Raw genomic sequence first — 16880 nt, forward strand, 5'->3', positions numbered from 1 at the left:
CGCCGCGGTCTTGAAGGTGCCGCTGACCGGCGGCTTGCCCGGCTCGACCAGGGCGCCCTCCGAACGCGGGAAGAACTCGTACCAGGAGCCGAACAGCGCCCGCTCCCGCTCCACCAGCAGGGGGAGCGGGTCGGACGACGAGAGCGGCTCGCGCAGAGGATGGCGCGCGAGGACGTGGTGCACGTCGGGAGTGAGCGCGGCGGCCAGGCGGGCCGCGGCGGGCCGGTCGGTGTCGCGCAGGGCGTCCGCGGCGGCGAGGACCGCGTCCCGGCGCCCCTTGCTCTTCGGTACTCCGGCCGCGGCGCGCTCGTACAGCAGCGCGCCCTCCTCCAGGACGAGTTCGGTGTCCATGCCCGCCGGGATCTTGATCTGGGCGTGATGGCGCCAGGTGCCGATCGGGTCGCCCCAGGCCTCCACGGTGTAGGTCCAGTTCCCCGGCTCCGGTACGGAGACGGTGGCGCCCCAGCGGTCCGTGCCGGGGGCGAGTTCGCGCAGGGGTGTCCAGGGGCCGGTGCGGCCCTCGGCGTCGCGCAGGACGACGTTCGCGGCGACCGCGTCGTGGCCCTCGCGGAACACCGTCGCGGAGATCTCGAAGGACTCTCCCACCACGGCCTTCGCGGGACGGCGGCCGCCCGCGACGAGGGGGCGCACGTCCAGGACGGGGATGCGGCCGATCACGGGGGCGCTCGCCGGGACGAAGGCGGCGGGCGCGGCGGGGGTGGCGCGCGCGGCGCGGGCGGCCGGCGGCTTGGCCGACTTCGCAGACTTCGCCGGCTTCGGCGACTTCGCGGGCTTCGGCGGCTTGGCCGGGTCCGCCGCCCCGGACGGGTCCGCCCTCTTGGCGGTCCTGGCCTTCGGCGGCTGTGGCCGGTCGGCTTTCTCCCCCGGGTCGGGGGGTGGGGTGGTGCCGGGCGTCGGGGGTTGTGACGGCTGGTGGTGCATGGCGGGCATGACCGCTCCTGTCCGCGTCAACGTGGGTGGGCGGATGAGGGTGTGGGGAGGTGGGTCCTGCGGTGCGTTACCGGTGGAGCCTTCCCACCCTTTTCGGGTAGGCAATCCGGCACTTTGTTAACTACTCGCGCGTATGTCTACACACAAGACCGGCCTCGCCCGATGAGAATCCGCCACTGATCTGTCAAGAATCTGCCAAGGATTCCCGGGACTGGGCCGGTCGGTGAATGCGCAATTACTTAGGGGCTGTTGACCTGCAACAGCTTGTCCGGTGAACCGGGACCCTCATTGGACATCTTCCCGCTCACCGCCCGCTTGACGAGAGCCTTGCCCACCTCGGCCGGGGTCGCCGAGGAATGGCCGGCAAGATACAGCGCGGCCGCGCCCGCCGCATGAGGCGACGCCATCGAGGTACCCGAGTGGGTCGACCTTCCGGTGTCGCTCGCGTAGGAGGCGGAAGTGACGTCCACGCCCGGAGCGAAGAGGTCCAGCCGCGCGCCCCAGTTGGAGAAGTCCGCCCTGGCGTCCTTCTTGCCGCCCGCTCCGACCGTGATCGCCTCCTTGACACGGGCCGGTGAGTAGCGGCTCGCGGGGCGGCCGTCGTTGCCCGCCGCGATCGTGTAGGTGACGCCGGACGCGATGGAGTTGCGCACGGCGGCGTCCAGCTGCGGGTCGGCGAGACCGCCGAGGCTCATGTTGGCGACGGCCGGTTTCCTCGCGTGCCGGGTCACCCAGTCGATGCCCGCGATGACCCGCGACAGGGTGCCGGCCCCGTCGTCGTCGAGCACGCGGACGGCGACGATCCGCGCCTGCTTCGCGACGCCGTACCGCGTGCCCGCGATCGTGCCCGCCACATGCGTGCCGTGGCCCTGCCCGTCCTGGGCGGTGGCGTCGCCGTCGACGAAGTCCCAGCCGGAGCGCGCCCGGCCACCGAAGTCCTTGTGCGTGACGCGTACGCCGGTGTCGATGACGTACGCCGTCACGCCCCGCCCCGCCCGACCGGTCCAGGTGTACCCGCCGTCCAGAGGCAGGCTCCGCTGGTCGATGCGGTCGAGCCCCCACGGCGGATCCGGCTGCCGGCGCTCGACGGCCACCGCGGCGTCCCGTGAGACCGAGACCACCCGGGGATCGGCGGCGAGACGTGTGGCCTGCCGCTCGTCGGCCCGCACCGCGTAGCCGTTGAGCGCGGTGCCGTAGGTGTGGCTGATTTCCGCTCCGTACCCGGTGGCGACGGCCCGGCCCGCAGCCGACGGAGCCCTCGTCCCCCCTTCGAGGGTCACGATGTAACTGCCACTGACCGTGCCGGCGCCGCCACTGCCGGATATCCGCCCCTCGGGGGCGGCGTGGGCGGGCAGGGCGAGAGCCGACAGCACGCCGGCCGTCATGACCGCCGTCAGGCCTCCCGCCCGGCGCGGCCGCCGCGTGCGCGTCACTGCCATGGTGTGGGTTCCCCTCCTCGACTCGGCGTGCCCCGGCCGTTGTCGCCCCCGCCCCGTGAGGGTTCTGGCAGGCCTCACAGGGCCCCGGGAAGGGCCGTGGAAGTGCCGCGCCGGACCGCCACTCGGCAGCCTCTCGTGCGGTGTGAAGTGCCACAAGGCCGCATGATGGGGTGGAATCGGCCATATCCCCCGTGCGTGCGCATGGGGCACGCGGGGGGCGCGGGAACCGCGCGACCGGCCGGGACCGCCCGCAGTCGTGGTGCCGCACGTCCCGCGGAGCACTTCGCGCCGTAGTTGCGAAGGCACCCTCGCCGCTACCGTCGTGGGTGACGAAGGGCGCACACCGACGTGTGCCCCTCGGGGTCCTGCCGTCGGGCTCCCGTCGTCCGCCCGGCGGGCGGCACGGAATCCCGGCGGTGGAACCAGTCCTGGTACGCCGCCCTGGTCCGTCCATCCGTGAAGGTGGAAGCTCGTGAAGGCCATCCGCAGATTCACCGTGCGTCCCGTACTCCCCGAAGCCCTTCACCCACTCAGCGATCTGGCGCGCAATCTGCGCTGGTCCTGGCATGCCGAGACCCGTGACCTCTTCCAGTCCGTGGACCCCGAGCGCTGGGCCGCCTCCGGCTGCGACCCCGTACGCCTCCTCGGGAGCGTGTCGCACGCACGGCTGACCGAACTCGCGGAGGACCGGAACTTCCTCCACAGGCTGTCCACGGCCGCCGACGATCTGAACGACTACGTGACGGGAGACCGCTGGTACCAGTCCCAGACGTCCGAACTCCCCGCCGCCATCGCCTACTTCTCACCCGAGTTCGGCATCACGGCCGCGCTGCCGCAGTACTCCGGAGGCCTCGGCATCCTCGCCGGGGACCATCTCAAGGCGGCCAGCGACCTCGGCGCGCCCCTGATCGGCGTCGGACTCCTCTACCGGCACGGCTACTTCCGCCAGTCCCTGTCCCGCGACGGCTGGCAGCAGGAGCACTATCCGGTCCTGGACCCGAACGAACTGCCCCTCTCCCTGCTCCGCGAACCGGACGGCACCCCCTCCCAGGTGTCCCTGGCACTCCCCGGCGGCACGGCCCTGCACGCACGCGTCTGGCTGGCCCAGGTCGGCCGCGTCCCGCTGCTGCTGCTCGACTCCGACGTCGAGGAGAACGACCTCGGCGAGCGCGGTGTCACCGACCGGCTGTACGGCGGCGGCAGCGAGCACCGGCTGCTCCAGGAAATGCTCCTCGGCATCGGCGGTGTGCGTGCCGTCCGTACGTACTGCCGTCTGACGGGCCACGCCCGGCCCGAGGTGTTCCACACGAACGAGGGGCACGCGGGATTCCTCGGCCTGGAACGCATCCACGAACTGTCGTACGAGGGACTCGGCTTCGACGCGGCACTGGAAGCGGTCAGGGCCGGCACCGTCTTCACGACCCACACCCCCGTGCCCGCCGGGATCGACCGCTTCGACCGGGAGCTGGTGGCCCGCCACTTCGGCCCCGACGCGGAACTCCCGCGCATCGACGTCGAACGCGTCCTGCGCCTGGGGATGGAGACGTACCCGGGCGGTGAGCCGAACCTCTTCAACATGGCGGTGATGGGCCTGCGCCTCGGCCAGCGGGCCAACGGGGTCTCCCTGCTGCACGGACACGTCAGCCGGGAGATGTTCTCCGGACTCTGGCCGGGCTTCGACCCGGACGAGGTGCCGATCACCTCCGTCACGAACGGCGTGCACGCGCCCACCTGGGTGGCACCCGAGGTGTTCCGGCTCGGCGCCCGCCAGATCGGCGTGCAGCGCACCCAGGACGCCATGACCGTCGGCGGCTCCGACCGCTGGGACGCCGTCGCCGACATCCCCGACCAGGACATCTGGGACCTGCGGCGCGTCCTGCGCGAAAAGCTGGTCACGGAGGTACGGGAGCGGCTGCACGCGTCCTGGCGGCAGCGTGGCGCGGGGACCGCCGAACTGGGCTGGATCGACGGCGTGCTGGACCCGGACGTCCTGACCATCGGCTTCGCGCGCCGCGTCCCCTCGTACAAGCGGCTGACGCTGATGCTGCGGGACAGGGACCGGCTCATGGACCTGTTGCTGCATCCCGAGCGGCCCATCCAGATCGTGGTGGCGGGCAAGGCCCACCCCGCAGACGACGGCGGAAAACGCCTGGTCCAGGAGCTGGTGCGGTTCGCCGACGACCCGCGCGTACGCCACCGCATCGTCTTCCTCCCCGACTACGGCATGGCGATGGCGCAGAAGCTGTACCCGGGCTGCGACATCTGGCTCAACAACCCGCTGCGCCCGCTGGAGGCGTGCGGGACGTCCGGGATGAAGGCGGCACTGAACGGCTGCCTCAACCTCTCGGTCCTGGACGGCTGGTGGGACGAGTGGTTCCAGCCCGACTTCGGCTGGGCGATCCCCACGGCGGACGGCACGGCGGTCGACGACGACCGCCGCGACGAACTGGAGGCGACCGCCCTCTACGACCTCCTGGAACAGCGCGTGGCCCCGCGCTTCTACGAGCACGGCCAGGAGGGCCTGCCCGACCGCTGGATCGAGATGGTCCGCCAGACCCTGACCCACCTGGGCCCGAAGGTCCTGGCGGGCCGCATGGTCCGCGAGTACGTGGAGCGCCTCTACACGCCGGCGGCCCTCGCCCACCGCGCCATGGACGGGTCCTCCGCCGGGGAGCTGGCGGAGTGGAAGGCGCGGGTGCGGGCGGCCTGGCCGCACGTCACGGTCGACCACGTCGAGACGACGGCCGCCACCTCGACGGCCGAACTCGGTTCGACGCTCTCCCTGCGGGTCCGCGTGGGCCTGGGCGACCTGGTCCCGGACGACGTGGAGGTCCAGGCGGTCTCGGGCCGCGTCGACGCGGAGGACCGCATCACCGACGGGTCGGCCGTGCCGCTGAAACCGGTGGGAGGCCCGGACCTGGAGGGCCGCTGGCTCTACGAGGGCCCGCTGTCCCTGGACCGCACCGGCTCCTTCGGCTACACGGTCCGCATCCTGCCGGCCCACCGCCTGCTGGCGTCGGGAGCGGAACTGGGACTGGTGGCGGGGCCTTCGGAGGAGCTGGTGGAGGGGGCGGGGGTTTTGATGCGGTGACCTGCCGCGACCGGCGGGGCCGCTTCTTTTCCTATGCCTCGTCGTCCCCCGCGCACATCCGCCGCAGCACCACCCCGCACCTGCGCGCATAGGCATGCTGCAAGCCTCGCGTCGCGGCTCCGCCCGCCTTCGCGTACCACTTCGCCGGGCGGCTGAAGGCGGTCACGGTCAGCCAGACCGTGCCGTCGCCCGTGCGGTCGACCACGAAAGCCTCCTCGCCGGACTCCGGGTGGCCGGGGAGGGTGCCGTAGGCCCAGCCGGCGCGGCGGGGTTCGTCCAGGGTCCAGACGATGCGGCAGGGGGCCTGCAACGGGCCAAGGCCGACGGTCACGTCCACGCCGGGGGCCGCCTGCGGCGCGTCCGTGGTGATCGTGACGCCGACCGCTCTGTGGAGTTCCCAGGTCAGGACCGCCTGGGAAGCGGACGTGAAGACCTCGTGGCCCTCGCCTATGCGGCTGCGGACGTGCAGGGGGTGGAAGCCGGGTGGGCACCGGCCGTCGCGGGTCGCGCCGACGTCCTCGTACGTGAAGGGCATGGGACCCAAGAGTAGGGCGGTACCCGGGAATGCCTTCGTCCCGGGTACCGCCCACGCTCAACTGTCCGGTCGTCAGTTCACGTTCACGGCGGCCCAGGCCGCCGCGACCGCCTTGTACTCCGTGCTCGCCGTGCCGCCGTACAGCGCCGACGCCGCGTTCAGCGTCGCCGTGCGGGCGCCCGCGTACTTCGTCGTGGACGTCATGTACTCGGTGAGCGCCTTGTACCAGATCTTGACGGCCTTGTCGCGGCCGATGCCGGTGACCGTCGACCCGTTGGACGTCGGGGAGTTGTAGCTGACCCCGTTGATCGTCTTGGCGCCGCTGCCCTCCGAGAGGAGGTAGAAGAAGTGGTTCGCCGGGCCCGAGGAGTAGTGGACGTCGATGCCGCCCAGGCTGGAGGACCAGCTGTCCTTGGACGAGCCGTCCTTGCTCGGCTTGTCCATGTAGCGCAGCGGGGTGCCGTTGCCGTTGATGTTGATCTTCTCGCCGACGAGGTAGTCGCCCACGTCCGAGGAGTTGGCCGCGTAGAACTCCACCGCCGTGCCGAAGATGTCGGAGGTGGCCTCGTTCAGGCCGCCCGACTCACCGCTGTAGACCAGCTTCGCGGTGTTGGACGTGACGCCGTGGGTCATCTCGTGGCCCGCCACGTCGATGGACGTGAGTGGCTTGGTGTTGCCCGAGCCGTCGCCGTACGTCATGCAGAAGCAGCTGTCGCTCCAGAAGGCGTTGACGTACGCGTTCCCGTAGTGGACGCGGGAGTAGGCGGCCTTGCCGTCGTTCCTGATGCCGCTGCGGCCGAGGACGTTCTTGTAGAAGTCCCAGGTGACCTGGGCGCCGTAGTGCGCGTCGACGGCGGCGGTCTGGGTGTTGGACGCGGCGCCCGTGCCCCAGGTGTCGTCGGCGTCGGTGAAGAGGGTGCCGGTGCCGGACGTGCCCCGGTTGAGGTTGTACGTCTTGTGGGCGCCCCGGCCGGTGTCGTTCAGCTGGTACGTCGAGCCCGAGAGCGAGGTGCCGATGGTGACCTTGCCGGCGTACTGGCTGTTGCCGGTGCCGGTCTGGATCGCCTCCCACTCGTACAGCTTCTTGCCCGTCTCGGCGTCGGTGACGACGTGCAGCTGCTGCGGGGTGCCGTCGTGCTGGAAGCCGCCGACGACCGTCTCGTAGGCGAGGGCGGGCTTGCCGCTCGCCGCCCAGACGACCTTGCGGGGCGCCTTGTCGGCGGCCGACTTCTTGCTGCCCTCGGCCTTCGCGGCCCGAACGGCCTGCTTCTCGGCGGTGGACCTGGCGATGTCCGGGGTGACGTCGGAGACCTTGATGGCGGCCTTCGTTGCCCTCGTGACGCTCTCGGTCCTGCCGGCCTTGGTCTCGTGGACCACCAGGTCGCCGCCGAGGACCGGGAGTCCGGCGTACGTGCGCTCGTAGCGGGTGTGGGTCGTGCCGTCGGCGTCCTTGACGACGTCTCTGACGACCAGCTTCTCCTTCGCGCCGAGACCTATCTCGTCGGCGGTCTCCGTGGTGGCGGCGTCGGCCTTCTTGATGAGGCTCGTACGGGCCGCCGCCGACAGCTGGACCGGCGAGGCGGCGAGGGCCGTCCCGCTGGATCTGTCGGCCGGGGACTGGGCGGAGGCACCGGTGGTCAGTCCGGTGGTGAGGAGGGCTCCGGCCGCGACAGCGGTGGCGATGGCCAGAGTGGTGCGGTTGCGACGCGCGTAGAGGGGGGTCACACATGCTCCTTCGTGGGGGGTGACCGACCGGTATGGGGGACCGGTCGGGCGGTGGTGAAGTTGCGGTGCGGGTGTGCTGTGCGAGGTGAACAGTGCCAGTTAGGTCGCGTACATGTCAGCGGGGCGAATAGAGGTTGGCCGGAAATCGTCCGGTGCCCGAAGATCCGCGTACGCATTGCGGACTTGATCGGCGGTAAAGGCCCGGTCATGGAACCGGAAGGCGACGGCAAGGTCACGGCAACGGGGAAGCAAAGAGGGCGCCGCCCCGGGCAGTTGGGCCCCGGGGTGGCGTCGTCGTCCGTGCGGTTCCGCGCGCCTACGTCTGCGGGAAGGTGATCTTCCAGCCGTTGATCCTGCCGACGTCCTGCGCAGCCTGGTCCTGCACCTTCAACTGCCAGGTGCCGTTGGCGACTTCGGAGGACGCGTTGACCGTGTACGGCTCGTTGACGTCGTCCGCCGAGTCCGAGGAGCTGAAGGGCTTGAGGCGGTAGCTCGAGCCGTCCGGCGCCACCAGGTCGACGACCAGGTCACCGCGCCAGGTGTGCGTGATGTCCGGCGTCACGATCAGGTTCGCCGGCGCGTTGCCTGCCTGGCCCGAGACGGTGATCGACGAGGTGACAGCGGCTCCGTTGTCCGGAATCGACACCGGGGTGGTGTTCTCGAACGACGTGCCGCCGCCCCCGCCGCCACCGGGCCGGGCACCGACGTTGATGCCGGCCCAGGCGTTCTGCACCGCCGTGTACTCGGCGCTCGTGGTGCCGTACAGCTCACCCGCGACCGCGAGCGTGCCGGTGCGGGCCGCCGCGTAGTTGGTCGTGGAGGTGAACTTGGTGGTGAGCGCCTTGAACCAGATCAGCGCGGCCTTCTCGCGGCCGATGCCCGTGACCGGCAGACCGTCGGAGGTCGGCGAGTCGTAGGAGACCCCGTTGATCGTCTTGGCGCCGCTGCCCTCGCTGAGCAGGTAGAAGAAGTGGTTCGCCGGGCCCGAGGAGTAGTGGACGTCGATCGAGCCGATGCCCGAGTACCAGCTGTCCTTGGAGTCGCCGTCCTTGCTCGGCTTGTCCATGTAGCGCAGCGGGGTGCCGTCGCCGTTGATGTCGATCTTCTCGCCGACCATGTAGTCGCCGACGTCCTGCGCGTTGTCGGCGTGGAACTCCACCGCCGCCGCGAAGATGTCGGAGGTCGCCTCGTTCAGCCCGCCCGACTCGCCGCTGTAGTTGAGGCCCGCGGTGTTGGAGGTGACGCCGTGGGTCATCTCGTGCGCGGCCACGTCGATCGAGGTGAGCGGCTTGGCGTTGCCCGAGCCGTCGCCGTACGTCATGCAGAAGCAGGAGTCCTGCCAGAAGGCGTTGACGTAGTTGTTGCCGTAGTGGACGCGGGAGTAGGCGCCGACGCCGTCACCGCGGATTCCGTTGCGGCCCTGGACGTTCTTGTAGTAGTCCCAGGTCAGCGCCGCCCCGAAGTGGGCGTCCGCGCCCGCCGTCTCCAGGTTGGACGCCGCGCCGTTGCCCCACACGTCGTCCGCGCCCGAGAAGAGGGTGCCGGTGCCCGACGTGCCGCGGTTCAGGTTGTTCGTGCGGTGGTTGCCGCGCGCCGTGTCCGAGAGGGTGAAGTTCGACCCGGACTGGGCGGTGCCGAGGGGCACCGAGCCGCTGTACTGGGTGTTGCCGGTGCCGGTCTCGACGCCCTGGTACTCGTACAGCTTCTTGCCGGTCGCCGCGTCCGTGATGACGTGCAGTTCGTTCGGGGTGCCGTCGTGCTGCAGTCCGCCGACGACCGTCTCGTAGGCGAGGGCGGGCGTGCCGTCGGCCGCCCAGACCACCTTGCGTGCGCGGTCCGCCTCGGTCTTCTTCGAGCCCTCCGCCGCGGCGGCCTTCAGCGCCTGCTTCTCGGCGGTGGCGGGCTTGACCGCGGCGCTGGTGGTGATGCCCTTGAGCTGGGCCTTCACCGCGCGCGTGACCGCTTCGGTCTTTCCGGCCCGGTCCGTGTCGACGACCAGGTCGCCGCCGAGGACCGGGAGTCCGGCGTAGGTGCGCTCGTAGCGCGTGTGGACCGTGCCGTCGGCGTCCTTGATGACGTCACGGACGACGAGCTTCTCCTTGGCGCCCAGGCCGAGCCGCTTCGCCGTGTCCGTCCTCGCGGAATCGGCGTCGCGGATCAGCGCCGCGCGCTGGGCGGGGGAGAGCTTGACGGCCAGGGCGCCCTTGTCGAGCTTGCCCGGCGCGGGCCGGGTGTCGGCGGTCGCGGCGCCCGACTGGACGGCGGCGGCGAGCAGGGCGGCGACGGCGACGAGCGCGCCGGCCGCCGCTTTGCGCCGGGTGGAGCGGGAGGTGAACGCGGTGGGGGAAGCGCCTTCGCTGTGAGTGGTGCCGGTGGTGTGGGAGGTGCGTCTGTGGGAGGTGCGTCTCAACACGGACTCCTTCTGCGTGGCCACGGAACGCATGGCCAGGGGGGACCGGACGGTCGGGAGCCGCCCGGGCAGAACAAGGCGGAACGCAGAACCACTTGCGGGCAGAGCCACTTGCGTGGGGCACGTGCGGGCGTGCGTGGGGGTACGGCCACGTCACAGCGATGCATGTGGGGTTGCTGTGGAGCGGTCGTGGGAAGAGTGGCAGGAGATCGACCCTCCTGTCAGGTGCGCATCAAGAAGTTGGCCGGAAAGGGTTCGTTGTCCGGGTGGTCATGTTCGGTATACGAACCCGTTGCCGAAGAGGGCCATGGCGGAGGCATCCCGAGCGCGGCGCGGGCCGGGGCGGCGGCGTCCGGAGCGTGGCGAGGGCCGGGGGCGGCGGCATCCGGAGCGTGGCCCGGGCCGGGGCGGCCGGTCAGGAAGGGCCCGTGCGCTCGCCGTGCCACGAGTGCCAGAGGGACGCGTACGCACCGCCGGCCGCCACGAGGGCCTCGTGGGTGCCCAGCTCGGTCAGCTGGCCGTCCTCCATCACGGCCACCCGGTCCGCGTCGTGCGCGGTGTGCAGGCGGTGCGCGATGGCGATGACGGTGCGTCCTTCGAGCACGGCGGCCAGCGCGCGCTCCGTGTGACGCGCGGTCGCCGGGTCGAGGAGCGCGGTGGCCTCGTCGAGGATCAGGGTGTGCGGGTCGGCCAGTACGACCCGGGCCAGCGCCAGTTGCTGCGCGCGGGGGCCGTCCGTCACCGGCGCCTGACCCGGCGGGGCGCCGCCCGCCACCGGGTGCGGGCCACCGCGGCCCAGCTCCGTGTCGAGCCCGTCCGGCAGTTCCCGGACCCAGTCGTCGGCGCCGACCGCCGCCAGAGCCGCCCACAACTCCCCGTCACCGGCGGTCGGTTCGGCGATCAGCAGATTGTCCCGGACCGTACCCAGGAACACGTGGTGCTCCTGCGTGACGAGGACGACCTGCCGCCGCAGCTGCTCCGGATCCAGGTCGGCGATCGGCACCCCGCCGACCGTCACCGTGCCGGAGCGCGGCGCGTCGATGCCCGCGAGCAGCCGGCTCAGAGTCGTCTTCCCGGCGCCGGAGGGCCCGACGACGGCCAGCCGCTCCCCGGGCCGCACGGTCAGGTCGACCCCGCGCAGCACCTCGCCGCCGCGGTCGTACGCGTAGCGCACCCGCCGCACGTCGATCCGGTCGTCCGCCGGGGCGGGAGAGCCCGACGGCAGGGCCCGCGGGGCCCGGCCGAGGCCCTCCACCCGCGCGAACGAGGCGCCGCTGCTCTGCAGTTGCTCCACCCGCATCAGGACCGTGTCGAGCGGCGACTCCAGCTGGCGCAGGTACAGGGCCGCCGCGACCACCGCGCCCAGGCTCATCGCGCCCCGCGCGTGCAGGGCCCCGCCGACCATCAGCACGACGGCCACGGGAAGGACGTACGAGACCTCCACGGTCAGGAAGAACACGGACCGCAGGTACAGCGTGTGCATGCGGGTGCGGCGGGACGTCTCCAGGGCGTCCCGGCTCTCGGCGACGCGCCGGCGCTGCAGACCGAAGGCCTCGACCGTGCGCGCGCCGGAGGCGGTGGCCGAGACGATCTCGGCGACCTCCGACGTGGCGGCGCCCTCGGCGAGGTAACCGGCGCGGGCCCGGCGCAGATACCACCGCAGGGAGAACCAGATACCGGCCTGGGCGAGCACCGCGCAGCAGCCCAGCAGCGGATCGAGCACGAAGACCGCGCCGACGAGGAACAGCGCCTGCACCGACGAGACCAGCAGTTCGGGTCCGGCGTCCCGCAGGGTCGTACCCACCGCGGCGACGTCGGCGGTGCCACGGGCCGTGAGGTCGCCGGTGCCCGCCCGCTCCACCACGGAGGCGGGCAGCGCCAGCGTCCGGTCCACGAACTCCTCACGCACCCGTGCCAGCGTCCGCTCGCCGAAGCGGTGCCCCACGAGCCGGGCGGCCCGCGCCAGCAGCAGCTGGGCCACCGCGCACACCAGGATGACGAGCGCCAGCCGGTCCACGACGGCGACACCGGCGCCGGCCCGGACCTCGTCGACGATGCGGCCGAGCAGCCACGGACCGACCAGACCGGCCGCCGCCGCCAGCGCGTTCAGGGCGAGCACGACGGCGAAGGCGCGGCCGTCCGCACGGATCAGCCTGGCGGCGGCCGCGCGCACACCGGCCGGCTCGGCCACCGGCAACTGCGTACTCATCGGACGGCCTCCTCGGCGTCGAACTCCTCGCTGTCCGCGTCACGGGCCACCAGCGCGCGGTACCCCGGCTCCCCGTCGAGGAGTTCGCGATGGCCGCCGGCGGCCGCGACCTTGCCGTCGACCAGGTAGTACACCGTGTCCACCTGGTCGAGCACGAGCGGCGACGTGCTGGTGACCAGGGTCGTACGGCCGGAGCGCCCGGCCCGCAGCCGGGCGGCGACCGCGGCCTCGGTGTGCGCGTCGAGCGCCGAGGTGGGCTCGACCGCGAGCAGCACCTCGGGGTCGGCGAGCAGGGCCCGCGCGAGGCGTACGCGCTGCCGCTGCCCGCCGGAGAGGCTGCGGCCCTGCCCGTCGACGGCCGTGTCGAGCCCGTCGGGCAGCCCGAGCACGATGTCCTCCGCGACGGCCGCGTGCACGGCCCGGGCGACGGCGCTCTCGTCGCGGTCCCGGCGGCCGGAGAGCAGGTCGCGCAGGGTGCCCGCGAACAGGTCGGCCTCGTTGTCCGCGACCAGGATGCGCTCCCGTACCTGCGGCAGGGCGATCCCGTCGAGGCGGACGCCGCCCCAGGTCGCCTCCGACGCCGCGTACCGGCCGAGCCGGTCGACCACGGCGGCGGACTCCGCCGGACGGGCGCCGACCAGCGCGGTCAGCGTCCCCGGCGCCAGCCGGACACCGGACCGCGGATCGTGCAGCACCGACGGCTCCGCCGGGGCGTCCAGCGCGGAGCCGTCCGTCGTCAGGGGCTCCAGGGCCAGGAAGCGTACGACGCGCCGGGCGGCCACCACGCCCCGGCTGATCTGGTGGCCGCACTCCACGAAGAAGGCCACAGGACCCACCAGGACCGCGGCATAGCCGTACACGGCCACCAGCTCGCCGACGGTGAGCGAGCCCTCGGCGGCGAGCCGGGCCGCCAGCCAGGTCACGACGGCCAGGAACACCGTCGGCAGCCCGACGCCCAGGGCCTGGATCCAGCTGGTCACCGACCCGACCCGGTACCCCTGCGCCCGCAGCCGCTGCGAGTCCCGGCGGAACGCGTCGGCGAACAGGCCCTTGCCGCCGAGGCCGTTGAGGACGCGCAGACCGCCGGCGAGGTCCCCGATCCGAGCGGTCAGCACGCCCTGCCGCTCGCGGTACTCCGACTCCGTGCCCCGCAGCCGCCCCAGCAGCGGACCGACGAGCACGACGATCACCGGCACTCCGAGCAGGACCACCGCGGCCAGCTGCGCCGAGACCGACAGCAGCAGTCCCGCCACCACCACATAGGCGGCGACCGCACCGACGCCGGGCCCGACGACGGTCAGGGACTGGCTGATCGTCAGCACGTCACCCACGCCGATCGTGACGACCTCGCCGCTCGCGGTCTGCCGGGACAGCCCGGCGCCCAGCCGGGTCGCCTGCCCCACCACGACCTTCACCGTACGGAAGTTGGCGTCCATCCGGACCTTGGTCATCGTGCGGTGGCGCAGGACCCCCACCACGGAGTTGAACACGCCGAGACCCAGCAGCGCGGCCGACCAGCCGGTCAGCGCCGCCAGGTCGCCCGGCTCGAGACCGTCGTCGATCGCACGGGCCAGCAGATACGGCGTCAGCGCCATGAGCACCAGCCACACCGTGGCCAGCAGCGCGCCCGCCGCCGACCGGCCCGGCTGGCTGGCGACCAGCCACCAGAGATAGCGGGCGCCGCCACGGCAGTCGGGCGTCCCCGGATCCCCGTATGCGACCTCGCTCTCGCGGTTCGTCCGCTCGCGGTTCAGTCGCTCCCGGCTCACTCGGCGTGTCCCTGCACGAGGCTGTCCCGCCACGCCCGGTGCAGGTCCGCGAACCGGCCCGTGTCCGCGATCAGCCGCTCGGGACTGCCGTCCTCGACGATGCGGCCGTGTTCCATGACGAGGACCCGGTCGGCGATCTCGACCGTCGACAGACGGTGGGCGATGACCACCGCGGTACGCCCGCGCAGGACCGTGAGCATGGCGCGCTGGACGGCCCGTTCGCCCGGCACGTCGAGGGAGCTGGTCGCCTCGTCGAGGATGAGGACCGCCGGGTCGGCGAGCAACGCCCGTGCGAACGCGACGAGTTGCCGCTGACCGGCGGAGATGCGCCCACCCCTCTTGCGTACGTCCGTGTCGTAGCCGTCCGGCAGGGCGCTGATGAAGTCGTGGGCGCCGATGGCCTTCGCGGCCCGCTCGATGTCCTCGCGGGAGGCGTCGGGGCGGCCGATGGCGATGTTCTCGGCGACCGTGCCGGAGAACAGGAAGGCCTCCTGCGTCACCATGACGACACCGCGGCGCAGTTCGGGCACCGGGAGCTCGCGCAGATCCACGCCGTCCAGGGCGACCCGGCCCTCCGTGGGGTCGTAGAAACGGGCCAGGAGCTTGGCCAGGGTCGACTTGCCCGCGCCCGTCGTGCCGACCACGGCGACGGTCTGGCCCGCCGGGAGCGTCAGCGAGAAGGCCGGGAGGACCTCGCCGCCCGTGCGGTAGGCGAAGCGGACGTCGTCGAAGACGACCTCGCGGCCCGGGTGTTCGGACTTCGGCGCGGGAAGGGTGCGGGGCCGCGCGGGCTCCGGCACCGTGGGCACCTGGGCCAGCAGGCCCGCGATCTTCTCCAGCGAGGCGGCCGCCGACTGGTACGAGTTGAGGAACATGCCGAGCCGGTCGATCGGGTCGTACAGGCGGCGCAGGTACAGCACCGCGGCGGCCAGCACGCCCAGTGCCAGTGAGCCGGAGGCCACCCGGTGGGCGCCCCACAGCACGATCCCCGCGACCGCCGTGTTGGCGACCAGGCGGGAGCCGATGACATAGCGGGCCATCTCCAGGATGGCGTCGCCGTTGATGCGTTCGTGACGGCTGTTGAGCGCGCCGAAGTCCGCGTCGTTGACGGCCTCCCGGCGGAAGGCGCGGACCGGCCTGATGCCGTTCATCGTCTCCGCGAACTTCACGATGACGGCGGCGATGGCGGTGGAGCGGATGCCGAAGATCCGCCCGGCGCGGCGCTGGTAGAGCCGGATGAGCAGGTACAGCGGCACGAACGACGCCACCGCGACCGCGCCGAGGCCGAGGTCCAGCCAGAGCAGCATCGCCGAGATGTAGACGAACGACAGGATGACGGTGATGAGCTCCTGGAGGCCCTCGCTGAGCAGTTCGCGCAGCGACTCGACGTCCGTCGTGGAACGCGAGATGAGCCGGCCCGAGGTGTAGCGCTCGTGGAAGTCGACGCTGAGCGCCTGCGCGTGGCGGAAGATCCTGCCGCGCAGGTCGAGCAGGACGTCCTGGTTGACGCGGGCGGACGCGAGGACGAAGCCGTACTGGAGGGCGCCGGCCGCCACCGAGCACAGCGCGTAGGCGACGGCCACCGCGATCAGCGGGCCGTGGTCGCCGTCGCGCAGGGCCGGTACGGCGCGGTCGATGGCGTACGCCACGAGGAGCGGGCCCGCCTGCACCGCCGCCTGCTGGAGCAGGAGGAGGACCGCCGCGAGGACCACGCGGGCCTTCAGCGGCGAGAGCAGGGACCGCAGGAGGGCGGCCGTCGCACGCGGGGGCGCGGGGAGGGCGTCACGGTCGAACGGGTCGCCGTCCTTGGGGGGCGCCGGCTGCACCCCGCCCCGCCCGCCGCTCAGGTCGTTCTCGTCGTGGTCGTCCGTCGGCGCGGTGGTCGTGGGCGCCGTCATCGCGTCTCCCTCTCGGTGGTCTCCGTGCTTCCCGACATCAGCCAGGCGTACTCCGCGCTCGTCCGCAGCAGTTCGTGATGGGTGCCGACGGCCGTGACGCGGCCACCGGAGAGCAGGGCCACGCGGTCGGCGAGCAGCACCGTGGAGGGGCGGTGGGCCACGACCAGGGCGGTCGTCCCGGCCAGGACGCGGCGCAGGGCCGCTTCGACGAGGGCCTCCGTGTGGACGTCCAGGGCGGAGAGCGGATCGTCCAGGACGAGGAAGCGGGGGTTGCCGACGACCGCTCTCGCGAGGGCGAGCCGCTGGCGCTGGCCGCCGGAGAGGCTGAGGCCCTGCTCGCCGACCTGGGTGTCCGTCCCGTCGGGGAGCGCGTGGGCGAAGTCCGCCTGGGCGACGGCCAGGGCGCGGTGCAGGTCGGCCTCGCCCGCGGTGTCCGGGGCGCCCATCAGGACGTTGTCGCCGACCCCGGCGGAGAAGAGCGTGGGCTCCTCGAAGGCGACGGCCACGAGGGCGCGCAGGGACTGCCTGGGCATCGCGGTGATGTCCACACCGTCCAGGGTGATCCGGCCCGCCGTGACCTCGTGCAGCCGGGGGACGAGCGCGGTGAGGGTCGTCTTCCCGGAACCGGTCCCGCCCACCAGGGCCATGGTCTCGCCCGGTCGGATGTGCAGGTCGATCCCGTCGAGGACGGGAACGCTGTCCGGGGGCGCGTCGGGGTAACGGAACCGCACCCCGTGAAAGCGGAGCCCTCCGGATCCGGTGGCCCCGGCCCCGACGTCGGCGCCCTCGGCCGTCGGTGAGGCACCGGTGCGCGAGGCGGCGGCGAGGGGCCCGCCGTTGTGCACGGCGGAGC

10 protein-coding genes are annotated in these 16880 nt (G+C 72.5%); 1 reads left to right on the top strand and 9 read right to left on the bottom strand.

Annotation, left to right across the window (positions count from 1 at the left end):
* The coding region (locus KUF83_RS04450; protein WP_254643366.1) for a maltotransferase domain-containing protein at positions 1 to 951 on the bottom strand (951 nt) is incomplete at its 3' end.
* Positions 952 to 1190: 239 nt separating this feature from the next.
* Positions 1191 to 2390 (bottom strand): S8 family peptidase, encoded by a 1200-nt coding sequence (locus tag KUF83_RS04455; RefSeq protein WP_217453207.1) that lies wholly within the window; start codon positions 2388 to 2390, stop codon positions 1191 to 1193.
* 472 nt (positions 2391 to 2862) lie between these two features.
* Here KUF83_RS04455 and KUF83_RS04460 point away from each other — a divergent pair, with 472 nt between their 5' ends.
* Positions 2863 to 5481, top strand: coding sequence for a glycosyltransferase family 1 protein (locus KUF83_RS04460; protein WP_217453208.1), 2619 nt, complete (start codon positions 2863 to 2865; stop codon positions 5479 to 5481).
* A 31-nt stretch (positions 5482 to 5512) separates the two neighbouring features.
* Here the strand turns inward: KUF83_RS04460 and KUF83_RS04465 are convergent, their stop codons facing one another.
* From KUF83_RS04465 to KUF83_RS04495, 7 genes are all read right to left on the bottom strand, one after another.
* Positions 5513 to 6016, bottom strand: a complete 504-nt coding sequence (locus tag KUF83_RS04465) for a DUF1990 family protein (RefSeq protein ID WP_217453209.1) — start codon at positions 6014 to 6016, stop codon at positions 5513 to 5515.
* A 72-nt stretch (positions 6017 to 6088) separates the two neighbouring features.
* The gene (locus KUF83_RS04470) at positions 6089 to 7741 is read right to left on the bottom strand and encodes a M4 family metallopeptidase (RefSeq protein ID WP_217453210.1); all 1653 of its coding nucleotides are present in this window, start codon (positions 7739 to 7741) and stop codon (positions 6089 to 6091) included.
* Positions 7742 to 8057: 316 nt separating this feature from the next.
* Positions 8058 to 10154 (bottom strand): M4 family metallopeptidase, encoded by a 2097-nt coding sequence (locus tag KUF83_RS04475; protein ID WP_308402909.1) that lies wholly within the window; start codon positions 10152 to 10154, stop codon positions 8058 to 8060.
* 412 nt (positions 10155 to 10566) lie between these two features.
* Positions 10567 to 12360, bottom strand: coding sequence for an ABC transporter ATP-binding protein (locus tag KUF83_RS04480; protein WP_217453212.1), 1794 nt, complete (start codon positions 12358 to 12360; stop codon positions 10567 to 10569).
* On the bottom strand, positions 12357 to 14129 hold the full coding sequence (locus KUF83_RS04485) for an ABC transporter ATP-binding protein (protein WP_308402910.1): 1773 nt from the start codon (positions 14127 to 14129) through the stop codon (positions 12357 to 12359). The genes KUF83_RS04480 and KUF83_RS04485 overlap by 4 nt, the downstream gene beginning before the upstream one ends.
* A complete protein-coding gene (locus KUF83_RS04490) occupies positions 14126 to 16027 on the bottom strand; it encodes an ABC transporter ATP-binding protein (protein ID WP_217453213.1) in 1902 nt (633 codons plus the stop codon). Before KUF83_RS04490 ends, KUF83_RS04485 begins: the two co-directional genes overlap by 4 nt.
* Positions 16024 to 16880: ABC transporter ATP-binding protein (locus KUF83_RS04495; protein ID WP_217453214.1), on the bottom strand; the 857-nt coding region annotated here is incomplete at its 5' end. The genes KUF83_RS04490 and KUF83_RS04495, both read right to left, overlap by 4 nt.

It is taken from the genome of Streptomyces sp. BV286 (assembly GCF_019090165.1).
GTDB lineage: Bacteria > Actinomycetota > Actinomycetes > Streptomycetales > Streptomycetaceae > Streptomyces.